Origin of the sequence: Streptomyces sp. NPDC058284 (assembly GCF_042881135.1) — a bacterium.
Lineage (GTDB): Bacteria > Actinomycetota > Actinomycetes > Streptomycetales > Streptomycetaceae > Streptomyces.
This window is the reverse complement of record NZ_JBHVYE010000005.1, coordinates 59,209-77,901: the sequence shown is the minus strand read 5'-3', so window position 1 is coordinate 77,901 and position 18,693 is coordinate 59,209. Positions and strand designations below refer to the sequence as shown.

At 70.6% G+C, this 18,693-nt stretch carries 23 protein-coding genes; 9 read left to right on the top strand and 14 right to left on the bottom strand.

The genetic code is table 11. From position 1 onward, the window contains the following. Window positions 1-4: 4 nt before the first annotated feature. Entirely contained in the window at window positions 5-550 is a 546-nt protein-coding gene (locus ACFVYR_RS09690) for a TIGR00730 family Rossman fold protein (RefSeq protein WP_384249745.1), read from the bottom strand. Between the two features lie 61 nt (window positions 551-611). Here ACFVYR_RS09690 and ACFVYR_RS09685 point away from each other — a divergent pair, with 61 nt between their 5' ends. After that, window positions 612-941, top strand: coding sequence for a DUF427 domain-containing protein (locus ACFVYR_RS09685; protein WP_384249743.1), 330 nt, complete (start codon window positions 612-614; stop codon window positions 939-941). 6 nt (window positions 942-947) lie between these two features. On the opposite strand, the gene ACFVYR_RS09680 is transcribed toward ACFVYR_RS09685, so the two are convergent. Next, complete coding sequence (locus ACFVYR_RS09680; protein ID WP_384249741.1) at window positions 948-1,940, bottom strand: GlxA family transcriptional regulator; 993 nt, start codon at window positions 1,938-1,940, stop codon at window positions 948-950. 112 nt (window positions 1,941-2,052) lie between these two features. On the opposite strand from ACFVYR_RS09680, the gene ACFVYR_RS09675 reads away from it, so the two are divergent. After that, window positions 2,053-2,988, top strand: coding sequence for an NADP-dependent oxidoreductase (locus tag ACFVYR_RS09675; protein ID WP_384250203.1), 936 nt, complete (start codon window positions 2,053-2,055; stop codon window positions 2,986-2,988). On the opposite strand, the gene ACFVYR_RS09670 is transcribed toward ACFVYR_RS09675, so the two are convergent. Further along, window positions 2,989-3,462 (bottom strand): ATP-binding protein, encoded by a 474-nt coding sequence (locus tag ACFVYR_RS09670; protein ID WP_384249738.1) that lies wholly within the window; start codon window positions 3,460-3,462, stop codon window positions 2,989-2,991. It abuts the gene before it with no gap. Between the two features lie 273 nt (window positions 3,463-3,735). On the opposite strand from ACFVYR_RS09670, the gene ACFVYR_RS09665 reads away from it, so the two are divergent. The 4 genes from ACFVYR_RS09665 to ACFVYR_RS09650 are packed head-to-tail and all read left to right on the top strand — an operon-like array spanning window position 3,736 to window position 5,317. Next, on the top strand, window positions 3,736-4,590 hold the full coding sequence (locus tag ACFVYR_RS09665) for a helix-turn-helix transcriptional regulator (RefSeq protein WP_384249736.1): 855 nt from the start codon (window positions 3,736-3,738) through the stop codon (window positions 4,588-4,590). A 15-nt stretch (window positions 4,591-4,605) separates the two neighbouring features. Further along, complete coding sequence (locus ACFVYR_RS09660) at window positions 4,606-4,803, top strand: DUF397 domain-containing protein (RefSeq protein WP_384249734.1); 198 nt, start codon at window positions 4,606-4,608, stop codon at window positions 4,801-4,803. A gap of 50 nt (window positions 4,804-4,853) precedes the next feature. After that, entirely contained in the window at window positions 4,854-5,060 is a 207-nt protein-coding gene (locus ACFVYR_RS09655) for a DUF397 domain-containing protein (RefSeq protein WP_384249731.1), read from the top strand. A 50-nt stretch (window positions 5,061-5,110) separates the two neighbouring features. Next, window positions 5,111-5,317 (top strand): DUF397 domain-containing protein, encoded by a 207-nt coding sequence (locus ACFVYR_RS09650; protein WP_384249728.1) that lies wholly within the window; start codon window positions 5,111-5,113, stop codon window positions 5,315-5,317. A gap of 74 nt (window positions 5,318-5,391) precedes the next feature. On the opposite strand, the gene mnmA is transcribed toward ACFVYR_RS09650, so the two are convergent. Next, a complete protein-coding gene (gene mnmA / locus ACFVYR_RS09645; RefSeq protein ID WP_384250200.1) occupies window positions 5,392-6,522 on the bottom strand; it encodes a tRNA 2-thiouridine(34) synthase MnmA in 1,131 nt (376 codons plus the stop codon). 67 nt (window positions 6,523-6,589) lie between these two features. On the opposite strand from mnmA, the gene ACFVYR_RS09640 reads away from it, so the two are divergent. Then, the gene (locus ACFVYR_RS09640) at window positions 6,590-7,297 is read left to right on the top strand and encodes an N-acetylmuramoyl-L-alanine amidase (RefSeq protein WP_384249725.1); all 708 of its coding nucleotides are present in this window, start codon (window positions 6,590-6,592) and stop codon (window positions 7,295-7,297) included. Here ACFVYR_RS09640 and ACFVYR_RS09635 read toward each other — a convergent pair. The 3 genes from ACFVYR_RS09635 to ACFVYR_RS09625 form a co-directional block, all read right to left on the bottom strand. After that, a complete protein-coding gene (locus ACFVYR_RS09635) occupies window positions 7,294-8,463 on the bottom strand; it encodes a cysteine desulfurase family protein (RefSeq protein ID WP_384249722.1) in 1,170 nt (389 codons plus the stop codon). The two genes, ACFVYR_RS09640 and ACFVYR_RS09635, sit on opposite strands and share 4 nt — an antisense overlap. A gap of 48 nt (window positions 8,464-8,511) precedes the next feature. Then, window positions 8,512-8,820 carry a hypothetical protein gene (locus ACFVYR_RS09630; RefSeq protein WP_384249720.1) on the bottom strand — a complete coding sequence of 103 codons (309 nt, stop codon included), beginning with the start codon at window positions 8,818-8,820 and terminating at the stop codon, window positions 8,512-8,514. Between the two features lie 102 nt (window positions 8,821-8,922). Next, window positions 8,923-9,084 (bottom strand): hypothetical protein, encoded by a 162-nt coding sequence (locus tag ACFVYR_RS09625; protein WP_384249718.1) that lies wholly within the window; start codon window positions 9,082-9,084, stop codon window positions 8,923-8,925. A 108-nt stretch (window positions 9,085-9,192) separates the two neighbouring features. Here ACFVYR_RS09625 and ACFVYR_RS09620 point away from each other — a divergent pair, with 108 nt between their 5' ends. Beyond that, window positions 9,193-9,843 carry a TetR family transcriptional regulator gene (locus ACFVYR_RS09620; protein WP_384249716.1) on the top strand — a complete coding sequence of 217 codons (651 nt, stop codon included), beginning with the start codon at window positions 9,193-9,195 and terminating at the stop codon, window positions 9,841-9,843. A gap of 50 nt (window positions 9,844-9,893) precedes the next feature. Then, window positions 9,894-10,748: an alpha/beta fold hydrolase gene (locus tag ACFVYR_RS09615; RefSeq protein ID WP_384249714.1), complete on the top strand. Its 855-nt coding sequence runs from the start codon at window positions 9,894-9,896 to the stop codon at window positions 10,746-10,748. Here ACFVYR_RS09615 and ACFVYR_RS09610 read toward each other — a convergent pair. The 7 genes from ACFVYR_RS09610 to ACFVYR_RS09580 form a co-directional block, all read right to left on the bottom strand. Continuing rightward, the gene (locus tag ACFVYR_RS09610) at window positions 10,702-11,685 is read right to left on the bottom strand and encodes a helix-turn-helix transcriptional regulator (RefSeq protein WP_384249712.1); all 984 of its coding nucleotides are present in this window, start codon (window positions 11,683-11,685) and stop codon (window positions 10,702-10,704) included. The two genes, ACFVYR_RS09615 and ACFVYR_RS09610, sit on opposite strands and share 47 nt — an antisense overlap. 63 nt (window positions 11,686-11,748) lie before the next feature. Continuing rightward, a complete protein-coding gene (locus ACFVYR_RS09605) occupies window positions 11,749-12,645 on the bottom strand; it encodes a thioesterase family protein (RefSeq protein ID WP_384249709.1) in 897 nt (298 codons plus the stop codon). A gap of 71 nt (window positions 12,646-12,716) precedes the next feature. After that, complete coding sequence (locus tag ACFVYR_RS09600; protein ID WP_384249706.1) at window positions 12,717-13,391, bottom strand: trimeric intracellular cation channel family protein; 675 nt, start codon at window positions 13,389-13,391, stop codon at window positions 12,717-12,719. 191 nt (window positions 13,392-13,582) lie between these two features. Then, a complete protein-coding gene (locus tag ACFVYR_RS09595; protein WP_384249703.1) occupies window positions 13,583-14,980 on the bottom strand; it encodes a M1 family metallopeptidase in 1,398 nt (465 codons plus the stop codon). A 109-nt stretch (window positions 14,981-15,089) separates the two neighbouring features. Further along, on the bottom strand, window positions 15,090-16,400 hold the full coding sequence (locus tag ACFVYR_RS09590; protein WP_384250198.1) for an ABC transporter ATP-binding protein: 1,311 nt from the start codon (window positions 16,398-16,400) through the stop codon (window positions 15,090-15,092). A 53-nt stretch (window positions 16,401-16,453) separates the two neighbouring features. Then, window positions 16,454-17,551 carry an ABC transporter ATP-binding protein gene (locus tag ACFVYR_RS09585; protein WP_384249701.1) on the bottom strand — a complete coding sequence of 366 codons (1,098 nt, stop codon included), beginning with the start codon at window positions 17,549-17,551 and terminating at the stop codon, window positions 16,454-16,456. After that, window positions 17,548-18,549: an ABC transporter permease gene (locus tag ACFVYR_RS09580; RefSeq protein WP_384249698.1), complete on the bottom strand. Its 1,002-nt coding sequence runs from the start codon at window positions 18,547-18,549 to the stop codon at window positions 17,548-17,550. Before ACFVYR_RS09580 ends, ACFVYR_RS09585 begins: the two co-directional genes overlap by 4 nt. Window positions 18,550-18,693 lie beyond the last annotated feature (144 nt).

Genomic DNA, 18,693 nt, shown 5'->3' with positions numbered 1-18,693 from the left:
CGCATCACTGAGTGCCCTCCGATTCCTCCAGGTACGCCAGTGCGCCCACCGGCTCCTCGGCGAAGAACACCAGGTCGGTCAGGGGTACGGGCAGGAATCCCTCGTCCTCCATGCGCCGGAACTGCTCCTTGAGGCCGTCGTAGAACCCCTCGGAGTTCAGCAGGACCACCGGCTTGGTGTGCTTGCCGTGCTTCTTCAGTTCCAGGATCTCGGTGGCCTCGTCGAGCGTGCCGGTGCCGCCCACCATGATCACGATCGCGTCGGCCTTGGCCAGGAGCAGCGCCTTGCGCTCGGCGAGGTCCCGGGCGATCACCATCTCGTGGGGCTCGGAGACCTGCCTCGCCTTCGCGGCGAGGAAGTCCACGGAGACGCCGACGAGTCGCCCTCCGGCCTCGTCCACACCGTCCGCCACGACCTTCATCAGACCGCTCTCGGAGCCGCCCCAGACCAGTGTGTGGCCGCCCTTGCCGAGGAGTTCGGCGAACTGGCGGGCGGGGCGGGTGTAGCGCTCGTCGAGGTCGGCGGCGGAGAGGAAGACACAGATGTTCATGCGGCCACGGTACGTTCCGTCGTAGTCCGTTGTAGAAGGCACTCAACGAGGAGGGCATCTCATGACCGCGGGACACCGGATCACCGTCGAGCAGGGCACGGAGCACGTGCGCGTGGAGCACGACGGGCAGGTCGTCGCCGAGAGCACTCGTCCGCTGCTGCTGAGCGAGACGGGCTACCCGGTGCGCTACTACCTCCCTCCGGAGGACGTGCGCACGGACCTGCTGACTCCGTCGGAGACCACCACGTACTGCCCGTTCAAGGGCACGGCCTCCTACTGGTCGCTGCCGGGCTCACCCGACTCGGTGTGGGCGTACCCGGAGCCGAAGCCCGCCGTGGCCGGGATCAAGGACCACTTCTGCTTCTACGAGGCGGAGGTCACGGAAGCGTAGGTCAGATCACGCGGCCGTGAACGTCCGCCGGTAGGCGACCGGCGAGACGCCGAGCACGGAACGCATGTGCTGGCGCAGTGAGTTGCCGGTGCCGAACCCCGCGCGGTGGGCGACGACGTCCACGGGCAGGTCGCTGGACTCCAGGAGCTGCCGGGCGAGTTCGATGCGCTGAGCGGTCAGCCAGCGCCCCGGGGGCATGCCCACCTCCTCCTGGAAGCGGCGGGTGAAGGTGCGCAGGCTCATGCGCGCGTGGGCGGCCAGTTCGCCCAGGGGCAGCGGTTCGTGGAGCCGTTCGAGGGCCCACGCGCGCGTGGCGGCCGTCGTGGCGAGGGTGGGTTCGGGGACGGGCCGCTCGATGTACTGCGCCTGCCCGCCGTCGCGCCAGGGCGGTACGACGCAGACGCGTGCGACGTGGTTGGCGACGGCGGCGCCGTGGTCCCTGCGCACCACATGGAGGCAGAGGTCGATGCCGGCCGCGACGCCCGCCGCGGTCAGCACGTCGCCGTCGTCGACGAAGAGCACGTCCGCGTCGACCTTGATCCTGGGGAAGGACCGCTGGAAGTCGCGGGCGACGTGCCAGTGCGTCGTCGCCGGGCGCCCGTCGAGGAGTCCGACGGCCGCGAGGACGTACGAGGCGTTGCAGAAGGACACGATGCGGGTGCCGGGCCTGATCCTCCGCAGGGCCGCGGCCACCGGCTCCGGCAGTTCCTCGCCCGCCATCCCCCGGTCGAAGCTGCGGGTCGGCGTGATCACCACGGTGTCCGCCGCGTCGAGGGCCTCGGGCCCGTGCTCGGCCGCCACCGTGAACCCGGAGTCCGTGCGCACCGGGCGGCCGTCGACCGTGCAGACGACGACGTCGTAGAGCGGCTCTCCGCGGTCGTTCAGCGCGTTGCCGAAGATCCGGGACGGGATGCCCAGCTCGAAGGCGTACGCGCCGTCCAGGGCGATGACGGCCACCCGATGCGCGCCGTCGCGGTTGCCCAGGCCATTGAGGTTCATGGCCGAATCCTGTCACATCATGGCCATACTGCCAGCACTGCGCGGGCCCGCGCCGCCGCACCCTTGGTCCCACCAGCCCTTTTGCCGCTACAGAAAGACCAGGACCATGAAGATGCGTGCCGTCACCCCCCGCGCCTGGGGCGCCCCCGAGAACCTCGTCCCGGTGGAGGTGGACCGCCCCGAGCCAGGCCTCACCGAGATCCTGGTCCGGGTGCATGCGGCGGGCGTCAACCCCGTCGACTGGAAGACCCGTGCGGAGGGCGCCTTCGGCAGCTGGGGAGAGACCCCGATCCTCGGGTACGACGTGTCGGGCGTCGTCGAGGAGGTCGGCCCCGGAGTGACCCTGTACCGCCCCGGTGATGAAGTCTTCGGCATGCCCCGCTTCCCCGAACAGACCGGCGGCTACGCGGAGTTCGTCGCGGCCCCCGCCCGGCGCTTCGCACCCAAGCCCGCCTCCCTCACCCGCGTCGAGGCCGCCGCGCTCCCCCTCGCGGCGCTCACCGCCTGGCAGGGTCTGGTCGAGACGGCGGGGCTCCGCGCCGGGCACCGCGTGCTGATCCACGCGGCGGCGGGCGGCGTGGGCCACCTGGCCGTGCAGATCGCCAAGGCCAGGGGCGCGTACGTCATCGGCACCGCGCGCGCGGACAAGCACGACTTCCTGCGGAGCCTCGGCGCGGACGAAGTCGTCGACTACGCGCGCGTGGACTTCACCGAGGCGGTGCGGGACGTGGACATCGTCCTGGACGGAGTGGGCGGCGAGTACGGCACGCGCTCCCTGGTCGTCCTGCGCCCCGGCGGCCACCTGGTCACGCTCCCCGACCCCGGCGGCCTCCCGGACCCCGAGCGCGCGCGGGAGCGCGGCGTACACACCGGCTGGACCATCGTCGAGCCGGACCGCTTGGGCCTCCTGGAGATCGCCCACCTGGTCGACGAGGGCAAGCTGCGCGTGGAGATCGACACGGTGCTGCCCCTGGAGGAGGCGGCCAAGGCACACGCGTACGGAGAACAGGGCCGCACCCAGGGCAAGATCGTGCTCAAGGTCGCCTGATCAGACGGCGAGGAGGGGCGGCGGGGCCTGCGGCAGTGCCAGCTCGAACCACATGGTCTTGCCGCCCGGCCCGTACGCTCCCTCGCCTATGGCGCACCCGCCCCAACGGTCGGCCACGGTGTCGAGGATCACCAGCCCCCGGCCACTGTCCGCATGAACGCTCACCGAAGGGGGCGGGGCGAGCGGAGGCAGGTCGGGGCTCATGTCCCACACGCTGACGCGCAGCACGGGACAGAGCCAGTGCAGGCGTACGGAGGCGGGCCCCCTCGTGTGCCGCACGGAGTTCGTGGCGAGCTCGGTGGTCAACAGCTCTGCCCTGTCGGCGAGTTCGGCGAGGTGGTGAGCGGCGAGGACCGCGCGCAGGGTGAGGCGGGCGATTCCCGGCCCCCGGGGGTCGCGGGGGAAATGGAGCTCATAGGTCCAGGGGGCGGTAAAGGGGAGGGGGCTGGGGTGGATGTTGAGGGATGAACTCACGCGGCACCTCCATTGGTGCGGGGCGCTCTGGGGAGCGCGTGGACGTGAATGTCAGCCACGGGTCCCGAACTTCGCGTTGGGGCGGTGCGCTTGTCAGCTGGCTGCCGGTGCGCTTCCGCTGGGCGCGGGGCCCGGGTAGTGGCGTGACTCACACCGTAGAGCAATTGCGATTCACATGTGAGTCAACTTTCACGAACGAGTGCATGGTTGGTTGACTCACTAGACGCTTCACATCGGCACTGCCAAACTGTTCGCGCGCACGAGAGAGGACTCATGGCCCAACGAAACGCTCCGACAAGCCGTCATCGCCGCCTGGCTACGGAGATGCGTCGCATGCGTGAACAGGCAGGCATGTCCGTCCAGGAAGCCGCCTCGCTCCTCGGCGCGGACCGGACGATGATCTCCAACATCGAAGCGGGAAGGACCGGGCTGAGCGAGGAGCGGGTGCGCCAACTTGCCTGCCACTACAAGTGCCCCGACCAAGCCCTGGTCGAGGCGCTGGCGGGACTGACGGGTACGCGGCGGTCCAGCCATTGGTGGGACGAATACCGCAGCAAGCTCCCTGAAGGCCACTTGGACGTCTCGGAAGTCGAGCACTACGCGACGCGCATTCGCACAGCCCAGACTGTGCACCTGCCCGGCCTGTTCCAGACAGAGGAACACGCGCGCGCCATCTTCGAGTTGGCGGTTCCCAAACTCTCACGGCTGGACGTCGAGCTGCGAGTCGCTCACCGGCTCAGGCGCCAGGAGATCCTGAGTCGAGAGAACCCAACCCCGTACGTCGGAATCATCCACGAAGCGGCCCTACGACTGGAGTTCGGCGGCCGTGACGTGGCCCGCAAGCAGCTGGAGCACCTCGCCGACGCGGCCGACCGTGACAACGTGACGCTGCTGGTCATCCCGTTCAGCGCTGGAGGTTTTCACGGAGCCGGCCAGTCGGTCCTGTACGCGGAGGGGCCACTGCCCCAGTTGGACACGGTGCAGCTGGACACAGCGCTCGGCGCACACTTCGTAGATGCTCCGATCCCCTTGGCGAACTATCGTTCCCTACTGGACCTGATGGAACGGTCAGCGTTGGCTCCGAAGGATTCACAGGAGCTCATTCGTTCCATCGCACGCGAACCATGAGGGGGGAACCAGCACATGGCCGAGAGCAAGTGGCAACGTTCTTCGTTCTGTGGGGGCGGTGGCAACAACTGCGTCGAGGTCGCCGCCACCGGCACCGACCGCATCGCCCTCCGCGAAAGCGACAGCCCGACCCAAGTCCTCGCGTCGGACCGGGCCGCACTCGAAGCCCTGATGCGAAGCGTGAAGCACCGCGGCCACGCAGCCACGCCGTAGCTGAGCGATTCCTCCGTACCGTCACGAAAGAGCCGCAAGAGGTGCAGCGCATGTCCGAGCTGAAGTGGCTCAAGTCCTCGTTCTCCGAGGCTTCAGGCAACGCGTGCGTCGAGGTTGCCACGACGCTCGGCGACCGCATCGTCCTCCGCGAAAGCGACAGCCCGGCCCACGTCCTCGCAACGGACCGGGCCGCACTCGAAGCGCTGATGCGAAGCGTGAAGCACCGCGGGCACGCAGCTACGCCGCCTGCGCCATAGCCGAGGGATCCCTCCGCACCGGCACGAGAGAGCCGCAAGAGGTGTCACACATGTCCGAGCTGAAGTGGCTCAAGTCCTCGTTCTCCGAGGCTTCCGGCAACAACTGCGTCGAGGTCGCCGCCACCGGCACCGACCACATCGCCCTCCGCGAAAGCGACAGCCCGGCCCACGTACTCGCAACGGACCGGGCCGCACTCGAAGCGCTGATGCGAAGCGTGAAGCACCGCGGGCACGCAGCTACGCCGCCTGCGCCGTAGCCGAGGGATTCCTCCGTACCGGCACGAGAAAGTCGGCGGCGGCGTTCGGGGCCGCTCGCGCTGCCGGGAACGCGTCAGGCCGCCGCCGTCACCCGCTCCGTCGTCGCGATCGTCGCCGAGCCCACCACGCGCGTGCCGTCGTACAGCACGATCGCCTGGCCGGGGGCCACCCCCCGCACCGGCTCGTCGAAGGTGACCCGCAGTTCCCCTTCGACCAGCTCGGCGGCGACGGACGTCTCGCCGCCGTGGGCGCGGAGCTGAGCCGTGTACGTGCCGGGGGCGAACGGGGTGGTGCCGCACCAGCGGGGCTTGATGGCCGTGAGGCCCGTCACGTCGAGCGCGGCGGCGGGGCCGACCGTCACCGTGTTGTTCACCGGGGAGATGTCCAGGACATAGCGCGGCTTGCCGTCGGGCGCGGGGGTGCCGATGCGCAGGCCCTTGCGCTGGCCGATCGTGTAGCCGTACGCCCCCTCGTGGGAGCCGAGGACCGCACCGGACTCGTCCACGATGTCGCCCTCCGCCTTGCCGAGGCGGGCGGCGAGGAAGCCCTGGGTGTCGCCGTCGGCGATGAAGCAGATGTCGTGGCTGTCGGGCTTCTTGGCCACCGCGAGGCCCCGGCGCTCGGCCTCCGCGCGGATCTCCTCCTTGGTGGTGACCGTGTCGCCCAGGGGGAACATCGCGTGGGCGAGCTGGCGGTCGTCGAGGACGCCCAGGACGTAGCTCTGGTCCTTGGCCATGTCGGAGGCGCGGTGCAGCTCGCGGGTGCCGTCCTCGCGGACGATCACCTGGGCGTAGTGGCCGGTGACGACCGCGTCGAAGCCGAGGGCGAGGGCCTTGTCCAGGAGCGCGGCGAACTTGATCTTCTCGTTGCAGCGCAGGCACGGGTTGGGGGTGCGCCCCGCCTCGTACTCGGCGACGAAGTCCTCGACCACGTCCTCGCGGAACCGCTCGGCGAGGTCCCAGACGTAGAACGGGATGCCGATGACGTCCGCGGCGCGGCGGGCGTCGCGCGAGTCCTCGATGGTGCAACAGCCCCGCGCGCCCGTGCGGAACGATTGGGGGTTCGCCGAGAGCGCGAGGTGCACTCCCGTCACGTCGTGGCCGGCTTCGGCGGCACGGGCGGCGGCGACGGCTGAGTCCACGCCGCCGGACATGGCGGCGAGGACACGGAGGGGGCGCTGGGGACGCTGCGGGGTCTCGGTCAAAGTCATAGCCCTCACAGGGTACGGGGAGACGGGAACCGGATGCCCGTGAGTAAGCGTTGACGATCATATGGGGGAACAAACCGAGGGCGCGGGCGGGCAGCCGGGGCGGCGCGGGGTGGACCGGCGCACCCTGCTGATCGGCGGCGCCGCGGCGGCCGTCGGGACGGTGGTCCTCGCCAAGGACGAGCTGGGGCGGCTGTGGTGGCGGCTGCCGGGCGTGGTCAAGCGCCGCAAGGAGGGCGAGGTCGATGCCCGGGGCGCGCAGTGGATCGCCGCCTCCGACTACAACTGGCGGCGCGCGGACCGCCCCGACGACTACACCATCGACCGTGTCGTGATCCACGTCGTCCAGGGCGGGTACCAGACGGCGCTGCGGGTCTTCAAGGACCCGGCGCACGGCGCCGCCGCGCACTACGTGGTGCGCAAGGACGGGCACGTCGCGCAGATGATCCGCGAGCTGGACGTGGCGTTCCACGCGGGCAACAGGAGCTGGAACGAACGGAGCATCGGCATCGAGCACGAGGGCTTCGTCGACAAGAGGTCGTCGTTCACGGACGCGATGTACGCGGCCTCGGCGCGGCTCACCGCCGGGATATGCAAGCGCTACGACTTCCCGGTGGACCGCGAGCACATCGTCGGGCACGTCGAGGTGCCGGGCACGGACCACACGGACCCGGGCCCCTACTGGGACTGGGACCGGTACATACGCCTGGTGCGGGAGGCGCGGGACCGGCTCGACCGGCCACCCGCGAAGAAGCGGGCCGGGAAGCCCTAGCTGAGCCCCGCCGACCGCGCCCGTTCGACCGCCGGGCCGATCGCCGCCGCCACCGCGTCGACGTCCGCCTTCGTCGACGTGTGGCCGAGCGAGAAGCGGAGGGTGGAGCGGGCGAGGTCCGGGTCGGTGCCGGTGGCGAGCAGGACGTGGCTCGGCTGGGCGATGCCCGCCGTGCACGCGGAGCCGGTGGAGCACTCGATGCCCTGCGCGTCGAGGAGCAGCAGGAGGGAGTCGCCCTCGCAGCCGGGGAAGGTGAAGTGCGCGTTGGCGGGGAGCCGGCCCTCCGGGGCGGGATCGCCGCCGAGGATCGCCTCGGGGGCCACCGAGCGGACGGCGGCCACCAGGTCGTCGCGGAGCGCGCCGACCTCGGCGGCGAACTGCTCGCGGCGGGCCGCGGCGTACTCCCCCGCGACGGCGAACGCCGCGATGGCGGGCACGTCCAGCGTCCCGGAGCGCACGTGCCGCTCCTGGCCGCCGCCGTGCAGCACGGGCACGGGGCTGTACTCGCGGCCGAGCAGCAGCGCGCCGATGCCGTAGGGACCGCCCACCTTGTGACCGGAAACGGTCATCGCGGCGAGCCCGGAGGCGCCGAAGTCGACGGGGATCTGGCCGTAGGCCTGCACGGCGTCGGCGTGCAGCGGGACGCCGAACTCCTGGGCGACATCGGCCAGTTCACGGATCGGCATGATGGTGCCGATCTCGTTGTTGGCCCACATGACGGTGGCCAGGGCGACGTCGTCGGGGTTGCGGGCGATGGCTTCGCGCAGGGCTTCGGGGTGCACGCGGCCGTGCCGGTCGACCGGCAGGTACTCGACGGTGGCACCCTCGTGCTCACCGAGCCAGTGCACGGCGTCGAGGACGGCGTGGTGCTCGACGGGGCTGGCGAGCACCCGGGTGCGGGCGGGTTCCGCGTCGCGCCGCGCCCAGTACAGGCCCTTGACGGCGAGGTTGTCCGCCTCGGTGCCGCCGGAGGTGAAGACGGTCTCGCTGGGGCGCGCGCCGAGCGACTCGGCGAGCGACTCGCGGGCCTCCTCGACGGTGCGTCGCGCCCGCCGCCCCGCCGCGTGCAGCGAGGAGGCGTTGCCGGTGACGGCGATCTGCGCGGTCATCGCCGCGATCGCCTCCGGGAGCATCGGAGTGGTCGCTGCGTGGTCGAGGTAGGCCATGGTGCGCACGATTCTACGAGTCGTGCGGGCCCCTTCGCCCCGGCGGTATCAGCCTGCGAGACCCCAGGACACCGTGTGGTCCATCGAGACGAGCACGCCGAGCACGACGAGGTCGGCCACACCGAGCCCGAGTCCGAGCAGCGCGCGGCCCTTCCGGGCGGTGCCGCGCCACAGGGCGATGCCCGCGAGGACGATCGCGACGGGGCCGAGGAAGATGTTCAGGACGAGCAGTCCGAGCAGGCCGAGGACGAAGGAGGCGACGGCCATGCCGTCGGTGTCCCGGCGCCCCGTGGGGCGCGTCCCGGGGGTCTCGGGGGTCTCGGAGGTCTCGGTGGTGCGTTCTGCGGTGAGTGCCATGGTGCGACTCCTGACAGGTGGAGGTGTCATGCGGAGCGGATCAGCGGTGCCGAGGATGGCTCAGCGGCGCCGGACGATGGTTCAGCCGCGCCGGAAGATGGTTCAGCGGTGCCGCGTGTGGCGCGTGTGGCGCTCGCGGAGTGCGAAGACCATGAGCCATACGCCGATGACCGCGGCCGCGACGAGGCTGACCGGAAGCGGGGCGTGAGCCACGGAACCCATGGCGACACCCAGCAGCAGAAGGGCGGCGACAAGGAACAGCATGAGAACCCTCTCGTTCGGTGAACGCTTGTGGTTACAGTTGTTCACTGACTTAGAGAGTACTCCTTCTCCGGCTTTCAAAACTCGGAGAACAGTTGTTAACTGCATGGCATGAGTCACATCCTCGGCGCCCGGCAGGCCCAGAAGCAGAAGACCCGGCGGGCCCTCCTCGACGCGGCTCTCCAGCTGCTGGAGGAGCAGAGCCTCAGCAGCCTGGGCCTGCGCGAGGTCACCCGGGCCGTGGGCGTCGCGCCCACTGCCTTCTACCGGCACTTCCGCGACACCGCCGACCTCGGCGTGTCCCTGGTCGAGGACACCCTCGGCAGCCTGCACACGACCCTCACCGCGATGCTCGCGTCGGAGACCGGCGACAGCGAGCAACGCATCACGGGCACGGTCGAGCTGATAGCGGGATACGTCCGGGCGCACCCGGCCCACGTCCGCTTCATCGCCCGCGAGCGGCACGGCGGGGTGCGGGCGGTGCGGGACGCGATCGGCGCCCAGCTCGCCCTGTTCGCACGGGAGGTGGCGGAGCAGTTCGCCCGCGAGGAGCCGACCTCGCGGTGGACCGAGGACGATCTGCTGATGCTGGCCGGAATGTACGTCGACCACATGGTGATGACCGCGTCGGCGCTCCTGGACGCGGGCCCCGGCACCGCACAGGAGGCACGGGTCGCCGATGTCGCCCGCAGGCAGCTGCGCCTCATCGGCCTGGGCCGCCTGCACTGGCGGGACACCCCCTCGACACCGCCGACCCCCTGAACGCCCGAACCCCCTCGACTCTCCCGTAAGGAGCTACTAGCCTTACACTCATGACAGTCGACGCCCATGACCCCTGGCACCTCGACCGCACCTTCGCCGCCGCCACCGGCACGGTCCGCTGGGCCGCCCTGGGCCCCGCCGACGCCCCGCCCGTCGTCCTCGTCCACGGCACGCCCTTCTCGTCGTACGTCTGGCGCGCGGTCGCCCGCGCGCTCTCCCTCGACCACCGCGTGTACGTATGGGACCTGCCGGGATACGGCGCCTCGGAGATGCGGGCCGGGCAGGACGTGACGCTCGCCGCGCAGGCCGGGGTCCTCACCGAACTGCTCGACCACTGGGAGCTGCGCAGGCCCGCCGTGGTGGCCCACGACTTCGGCGGCTGCGTCGCGCTGCGGGCGCACCTGCTGCACGGCGCCGACTACGAACGCCTCGCCCTCGTCGACCCGGTGGCGCTCGCCCCCTGGGGCACTCCCACGTACCGGCTGCTCGGCGCGCACGCCGACGTCTTCGGGCAGCTTCCGCCCCAGCTGCACGAGGCACTGGTGCGCGAGTACGTGTCGTCGGCGAGCCACCGCGGACTGCGCCCCGCGGTCCTCGACCGGCTCATCGCGCCCTGGTGCACCGAGCAGGGCAGGCCCGCGTTCTACCGGCAGATCGAGCAGAACGACCAGCGCTACACCGACGAGGTCCAGGGCAGGTACGGGGAGTTGCGGCTGCCCGTGCTGATCTGCTGGGGCGCCGACGACACCTGGGTACCGCCGGAGCGCGGCCACGAGCTGGCCGGGCTGATCCCCGGCGCCGAGCTGCGCCTGATCGAGGGCGCCGGACACCTCGTACAGGAGGACGCGCCCGCCGAACTCACCGCGCAGCTGGGCCGTTTCCTCCCGGGCCGTACAACTCGGTGACCGAGGCCGCCGTCCGGGCGAGCAACTCGCATGCCTCGGGCGGCGAGAGCACCTCGACGTCGTCGGCGAAGGGCAGCAGCATCTTCGCCTCACCGAGGACCCCGTAGGCGAGCCGGACGGTGACCCACTCACTCCCGTCCGCACCCTCGGGCCACCCGGTGACGGCGGGGCTGTTGAGGCGCAGGAAGCGGTCGAGGCGTACGCGCCGCACCCGGACCGTCACCTCGACGCCGTTCGGGCGGTCCTCGACCCGGCGCTTCAACACCGCCCACACGTCGGCGAGTTCGACTCCGGCGCGGCGGAGCACCGCGTCGTCGGTGAGCGTCGCCGAGAGCACCCGGTCGGCGCGGAAGAGGTGCGGGGCGCCGCCCCGGTCGGCGACGAGGTACCAGACGCCCGCCTTGCAGACGAGGCCGTAGGGGTCGACGGTGTACGTCGTCGCCTCGGGGTCCCCGCTGTGCCGGTAGACCAGCCGCAGCCGCCGGTCGGCGAAGACCGCGTCCTGCAGCACGTCCAGGTCGACCGCGGGCAGCGGCCCCCGCATCCAGCGCGAGGCGTCCACCAGGATGCGGCGGCTCGTCAGCTCGGCGGCCGGCCGGTGCGGCGCGGGCAGCGCGGCCATGACCTTGCGCAGCGCGGAGCCGAGCGCGTCGTCCAGGCCGAGCGCGGCGTGCGCGCCCTGCGCGGCGAGGATGAACAGCGCCCGCGACTCGTCCGCCGTCAGCCCCGTCACGTCGGTGCGGAACCCGGCGAGCAGCTCGATGCCGCCGCGCCTGCCCCGCTCGGCGTAGACCGGGACGCCGGAGGCGGACAGGGCCTCGATGTCCCGGTAGATGGTGCGCACGGAGACTTCGAGCCGCTCCGCGAGCTCGTGCGCGGGGACCCGCCCGCGGGTCTGGAGCAGCAGCAGGATCGAGAGCAGCCGGTCGGATTTCACGCGTTCAGGATCTCCCACACCGGCTCCGGGGAGGGCCGCTCCGTGAAGCCCTGCGTGAGGGCCTCAGCCCAGCCGTACCCGCGCCAGCTGCCGCGACTGGGCCACCAGGCGGTCCCGGCTGTCCCAGACCTCCGCGTCCTCCTCCAGGAAGCCGCCCGCGAGGTTCCGGGTGGTGATCGCGACGCGCAGCGGCCCCGGCGCGGGGCGGTGGCGGACGTGGACCGTCAGCTCCACCGTCGGGACCCAGCCGGTGAGGCCCATCTCGAAGGCGGTCGGCGGCAGTGCGTCGACGGCGAGCAGCAGCGACAGGGGGTCCGCGTCGCGGCCGTCCGCGAGACCGAACCAGGCCCGCATCTCCCCCTTGCCGGACGGCTGCCCGAGCGCCCAGCCGAGCGTGGCGGGGTCGAGCTTGAGGAAGAGGCGGTCGGCGATGGCCGAGCTGCCGGGCACGGGGCGGTGGTCCGGGGCGTCCTGCGCGCCGAAGCACTGGTCGAGCGGCGGGATGGCGGGCGGTTCGGCAGTCGTGCGCACGTCGTCGGGGAGCGCGTCGAGGTCTCCGTACGAGGCGAGGACGCGGATCCGCTCGACCTCGCGGCCCTCGTCGTCGTACTGGAGGAGCGAGGCCTGACCGGTGGAGAGCGACCGGCCGCCGCGCGCCACCTCCGTGCGGATCACCGCGGGCCCCGGGGTCGACGCGGTGAGGTAGTGCGCGGAGACGGTGAAGGGGTCGGCGTGCGGGAGGGCGTCCGCGAGCGCGCGGCCGATGACGGCGAGGAGATAGCCGCCGTTGACGGCGTTGATGATCGTCCAGCCCGCGGAGAGCTCGGTGTCGTAGACGCCGGGCTCGCGCCGGGTGACCGCGGTGTCGCGGTCGAACTCGCTGTCCCCGATGCGGGCGGACGCCGATGCGGGTGCGGAGGACGCCGACGCCTCCGACGCTGCCGTTGCTGCCGTTTCCATGCCGAGCAACGTACAACAGGAAACTACTGAGCGGTAGCTTTTCTCGTGCCCCCGGCTCCCCCCTGTCCGCCCTAGGGTGTCTCCTTCACGTCGGCCTCCACCGCCGTGGAGCGGCGGTGCCAGGCGCGCGGTGCCCGCCAGTGGTAGTGCAGCGCGAGCAGCCGCAGCACGAACGTCGTCACGGCGGCGAGACCGCCGGTGAAGGCCGTCAGCTCCTCGAACCGGATGGCCAGGGCGACCATCGTGGCGCCCACGATGGCCGGTACGGCGTACAGGTCGCGGTCCCAGCGGACCAGGGAGGGCACTTCGTTGGCGACGACGTCGCGCAGCACGCCGCCGCCCACCGCGGTCATCAGGCCGAGGGCTGCCGACGCGGTGAGGCCGAGGCCGTAGTCGTACGCCTTGGTCGTGCCCGAGACGCAGAAGAGCCCGAGCCCCGCCGCGTCGAAGACGTTCACCGCGAGCTGGGTGCGCTCCACCTCCGGGTGGAGGAAGAAGACCAGCGCGGCGGCGAAGAGGGGGGTGATGAAGTAGCCGAGGTCGGTGAACGCGGCCGGCGGCACCGCCCCGATGACCAGGTCGCGGAAGAGCCCTCCGCCCAGCGCGGTGACCTCGGCGAGGACGGCGATGCCGAAGACGTCGAAGTTCTTGCGCACGGCGAGCAGCGCGCCGGAGATCGCGAAGACGAAGATCCCCACGATGTCGAGCGAGTGCTGGACGGAGGGGGTGAAGAGATCCTGGAGCACGCGCCATTCTTACCCGCGCGCGTCCCGCCTCCCGTGCCGCCCTCACCCCTGCTCGAGACTTCCGGACTCCCGGCACCCCTGCGACCAGCCCATTGCATGAGTCCATGTCCGCAAAGTCCCAAAAAGGAATTCAATGACAGAGTTGAAGGAGCGTTGGAGGAGTACGGACCAACGGACGGAAAGGAGGCGGATCAGCTCGAAGGAAGCGCCGGCTTCCCCTTCGTGAAGAGCCAGGTCCGGAAGAGCCCGTCGAGCTGCTTGCCCGAGATCTTCTCGGCGAGGCGGATGAACTGGTCGGTCGTGACGTTGCCGTACCGGTGCTGCGCGGTCCAGGCCGGGAGCAGCTCGAAGAACGCCTTGTCGCCGATGCGCTCGCGCAGGACCTGGAGGGTCATCGCGCCGCGCTGGTAGACGGCGGAGGCGAACATCGTGTCGCGCTGCGGGTCGCCGACGACGGTCTGCCAGAACGCGGAGTCGGCGGGGCGCGAGTTGTAGCCCGCGAGGAAGGCGTCGTGGGCGGACTGGGTGCCCTTGTGCTCGCTCCACAGCCACTGCGAGTAGGTCGCGAAGCCCTCGTTGAGCCAGATGTGGTTCCACGTCCTGGTCGACAGGGAGTCGCCGAACCACTGGTGGGCGAGTTCGTGGGCGATGGTCGACTCGCTGCGGATCGCGGAGTAGACCGGCTTGGTCTGGGTCTCCAGGGAGAAGCCCGCCTGCGGCATGTCGTCGACGATCGCGCCGGTCTCCTCGAAGGGGTAGGGCCCGAAGATCTCCGACCAGTAGTCGGTGACCGCGGCCGTGACGCCGTACACGTCGACGTTGTTGCTGTTCTGGAGGACGGGGTCGATGGCGACGTAGACCGGGATGCCGCCCGGGGTCCTGCCCTGCTTCACGTCGAACTTGCCGATGGTGGCCGTCGCCAGGTAGGTCGCCATGGGTTTGGTCTCGCGCCAGTGGGCGACGGTCTGCCCACCCTTGGTGGACGTGCCGACGAGGCGGCCGTTGGAGACCCCGGTCAGGCCCTTGGGTGCCTTGATGCGGATGTCGAAGGCCGCCTTGTCGGAGGGGTGGTCGCTGGACGGGAACCAGGTTGAGGCGGCGTTGGGCTCGCAGGCGACGAAGACGCCGTCGGTGGTCTTCATCCAGCCGTAGTCGGAGCCGAAGACGATGGGGCCGCTGAGCGCCTCGGGCACGCCGCCGTAGGTGACGGTCGCGGTGAACGTCTTGTTCTTGCCCAAGTGGCTGCGCGGGCTGATGCGGAGCTCGTCGCCTTCGCGGGTGAAATCGGCGCGTCTGCCGTTCACTTCGACCGCGGTCACCTCCAGCTTCTGGAGGTCGAGGTCGAAGGACGAGAGGTTCTGGGTGGCGCGCGCGGTGATCGTGGTGCGGCCGTCGAGGTGGTCGGTGTCGGGGTTGTACGCCACGTCGAGGCCGTAGTGGCGGACGTCGAAGCCGCCGTTGCCGAGCTTGGGGAAGTACGGGTCACCGATGCCGTCGGAGCCGGGGTGCGGCGCGGGTGCGGCGGCTATCAGGCAGAAGGAGGCGGCGGCGGCCAGTGCCCCCAGACGTGCCGAACGGGAGAGTGCCATGAGTCATCCCTTCGCGCGTGTTCCGATGAAACGGACACGCAGACTCTGCACTCTCCCGCCAGGGCATGTACATGACCCGGTACGCGTACTTCGCCCGGGTCAACTTGCCTTACGACTCAGTCGACTTCTGGCCCTTGCCCTTCGCGGCGTCACCCTTGGCGGTGTCGCTCTTCGCGGTGTCACCCTTCGCCGCTTCGGCCTCCGCGACGGCGGCCTTCGCGACCTCGACCTTCGCGGCGGCGGTCTTCGCGGCGTCGGCCTTCGCGACGGGCTCCGGATTCGCGCCGGGCTCCGGCTCGTCGGCGGTCCCCGGCTCGGCGACCGGCTCGGCCGCCTTCGGCACCACCGTCACCACCTCGATCGCCTCCTTGGCCACCGAGAGCAGCTCGGTGTCCTGCGGCGCCTGGTCCTCGGCGTTCTCCGGGTGGTGGCACGCCACCTGGTGACCGGTGGCGAGCGCCGTCAGCGGCGGCTCCTTCGTCGCGCAGATCGCCGTCGCCTTCCAGCACCGCGTGTGGAAGCGGCAGCCGGCGGGCGGGTCGATCGGCGAGGGGACGTCGCCGCGCAGCAGGATCCGCTCGCTCTTGACGCCGCGCCGCTTGGGGTCGGGCACGGGCACCGCGGAGAGCAGCGCCTTGGTGTAAGGGTGCATCGGCGTGGAGTAGAGGTCCTTGCGGTCCGCCAGCTCCACGATCTTGCCGAGGTACATCACCGCGATGCGGTCGGAGACGTGCCGGATGACCGAGAGGTCGTGCGCGATGATCACGTACGTGAGGCCGAGCTCGTCCTGGAGGTCGTCGAGCAGGTTGACCACCTGCGCCTGGATGGACACGTCGAGCGCGGAGACCGGCTCGTCGGCCACGACCAGCTTGGGCCGCAGGGCCAGCGCCCGCGCGATGCCGATGCGCTGGCGCTGGCCGCCGGAGAACTCGTGCGGGTAGCGGTTGTAGTGCTCGGGGCTGAGCCCGACGCGCTCCAGCATCTCCTGCACGGTCTTCTTCACGCCACCCTCGGGCTTGACGCCCTGGAGCTTGAAGGGCGCGCCGACGATCGTGCCGATGGTGTGCCGGGGGTTCAGCGACGAGTACGGATCCTGGAAGATCATCTGTACGTCGCGGCGGAGCGGACGCATCTTGGCGGTGTTGAGGTGCGTGATGTCCGTGCCCTCGAACTCGACACGGCCACCCGTCGGTTCCAGCAGCCGCGTGATCAGCCGGCCCATCGTCGACTTGCCGCAGCCGGACTCGCCGACCACGCCGAGCGTCTCACCGGGGCGTACGTCGAAGGAGAGCCCGTCGACCGCCTGCACCGCCGCGACCTGGCGCTGGAGCAGCCCCTTCTTGATGGGGAAGTGCTTCACCAGGCCGTCGACCTTGAGCAGCGGCTCGGGCGAGCCCTTCGTCTGCGCCGGGATCGTCATCTCCTGGCCCTTCGCGGTGTCTTTGGCGTCTTTCCGGTCCTTCGCGGCATCGTTCACAGCTTCGGCGCAATCTCTTCGGTCCAGATCCGGGTGCGCTCGTCCTGCGACATGTGGCAGGCGGAGTAGTGCCCGTCGGCGACCAGGCGCAGTTCGGGGCGTTCGCGGCGGGTGATCTGGTCCTTGGGGATGTCCGCGTAGGGGCAGCGCGGGTTGAAGGCGCAGCCGTTCGGCAGGTTGATCAGGCTGGGCGGGGAGCCCTTGACCGGGATGAGCCGCTCGGTCTCCTCGCGGTCGATGCGCGGCATCGAGCCAAGCAGGCCCCAGGTGTAGGGGTGCTGGGGTTCGTAGAAGACCTTCTCCGCGGTCCCGCGCTCGACGCACCGGCCGCCGTACATGACCAGGAGCTCGTCCGCCATCTCGGCGACCACGCCCAGGTCGTGCGTGATCATGATGACGGCGGAGCCGAACTCCTTCTGCAGGTCCCGGATGAGGTCGAGGATCTGCGCCTGGACGGTCACGTCGAGGGCGGTCGTCGGCTCGTCCGCGATGAGCAGCTCGGGGTTGTTGACCAGCGCCATCGCGATCATCGCGCGCTGGCGCATACCGCCGGAGAACTCGTGCGGGTAGGAGTCGACGCGCTTGTCGGGCTGCGGGATGCCGACACGGTCGAGCATCTCGATGGCGCGCTTGCGGGCCGTCTTCTTGTCGACGTCGTTGTGGACCCGGTACGCCTCGGTGATCTGCTTGCCGATGGAGTAGTACGGGTGCAGCGCGGAGAGCGGGTCCTGGAAGATCATCGCCATCTCGCGGCCACGCAGCTTGCGGACGTCGTTCGGGTCCGCGCTCAGCAGCTCCTTGCCGTCGAGCCAGATCTCGCCGGAGATCCGTGCCCTGCGGGCGCCGTACTGGCCCGCGGTGTGCAGGCCGAGGATGCCGAGCGAGGTGACCGACTTGCCGGATCCGGACTCGCCCACGATGCCGAGGGTCTTGCCCTTCTCCAGCTGGAAGCTGAGCCCGTCGACGGACTTGACCACGCCGTCGTCGGTCGGGAAGTGCACCTTGAGGTCGCGCACCTCGAGGAAGGCGGAGGGAGCGGGCGAGTCGGCGACGGGCTCGCCCACCGCTGCTCCGCTCTTGGACAGTTCGGTCATCCCAGCCTCACTCGCGGGTCGATGACGGCGTACAGAAGGTCGACGACGAGGTTGGCCACGGCGATCGCGAGCGCCGCGCACAGGGTCACGCCGAGAATGACGGGCAGGTCCTTGCTGCTGATGGCCCTGACCGCTTCGAGGCCGAGCCCCGGCAGGTTGAACGTGGACTCGGTGAGCACGGCGCCGCCCATCAGGACGCCGAGGTCGAGTCCGAAGACGGTGAGGATCGGCGTCATCGCGGAGCGCAGCGCGTGCTTGCGGATGACGGCGGCCTCGCCGAGTCCCTTGGCGCGCGCGGTGCGGATGTAGTCCTCGCCGAGCACTTCGAGCATGGTGGCTCTGGTGAGGCGGGCGTACATCGCGGCGTTGAGGAAGGCGAGGACGATCCACGGCAGGATCAGGGTCTGGAGCCAGACCCCGGCCGAGTCCTCGGTACTGAGGCTGTCCGCGATCTTCACCCACCCGAGCTGGTGGACGAAGATGCCCATCGCGATCATGCCGGTGAAGAAGACGGGCAGCGAGACACCGCCGAGGGCGATGGTCATCGCGGAGCGGTCCCAGATGGATCCCCGCTTGAGCGCGGAGACGACACCGGTGGCGACACCGGCGGCGAGCCAGAGGACACAGGCACCGGCGGCGAGCGCGGCGGTGACGGGCAGGGCGTCCTTCAGGGTCTCCCAGACGGGCGCCTCGGTACGGAAGCTGTAGCCGAAGCAGGGCGCGGGGCAGTGCGTGACGTCACTGCCGTTGACGTAGTCGCGCCCCATCGGGATGCCCTTGATGAACTCCCAGAACTGGACGAGCAGCGGGTCGTCGAGTCCCAGTTTGGTCCGGATGCCTTCGATCTGCTCGGCTCCGGTGGCCTTGCCGGCGAAGAGGACGGCGATGTCCTGTCCCGCCCACTTGGGCAGCATGAAGAAGACGGTGAAGGTCGCGAGCAGTACGACCAGCACCATGATGATTACGGCGATCAGGCGCCGGATGAGATAAGCAAGCACTGTGCGCGGCCCGGCGGTGGCCGGGGCCCCCTTGTGAGGGGTCCCGGCCATCGCCCGGGGCCATCACCTGCCCTTCGGACTGGCGGGATTCGGCGGCGGTGGGACGATCAACTACTGCATCCCTTGCGGGAGTTGCCCGGTGGT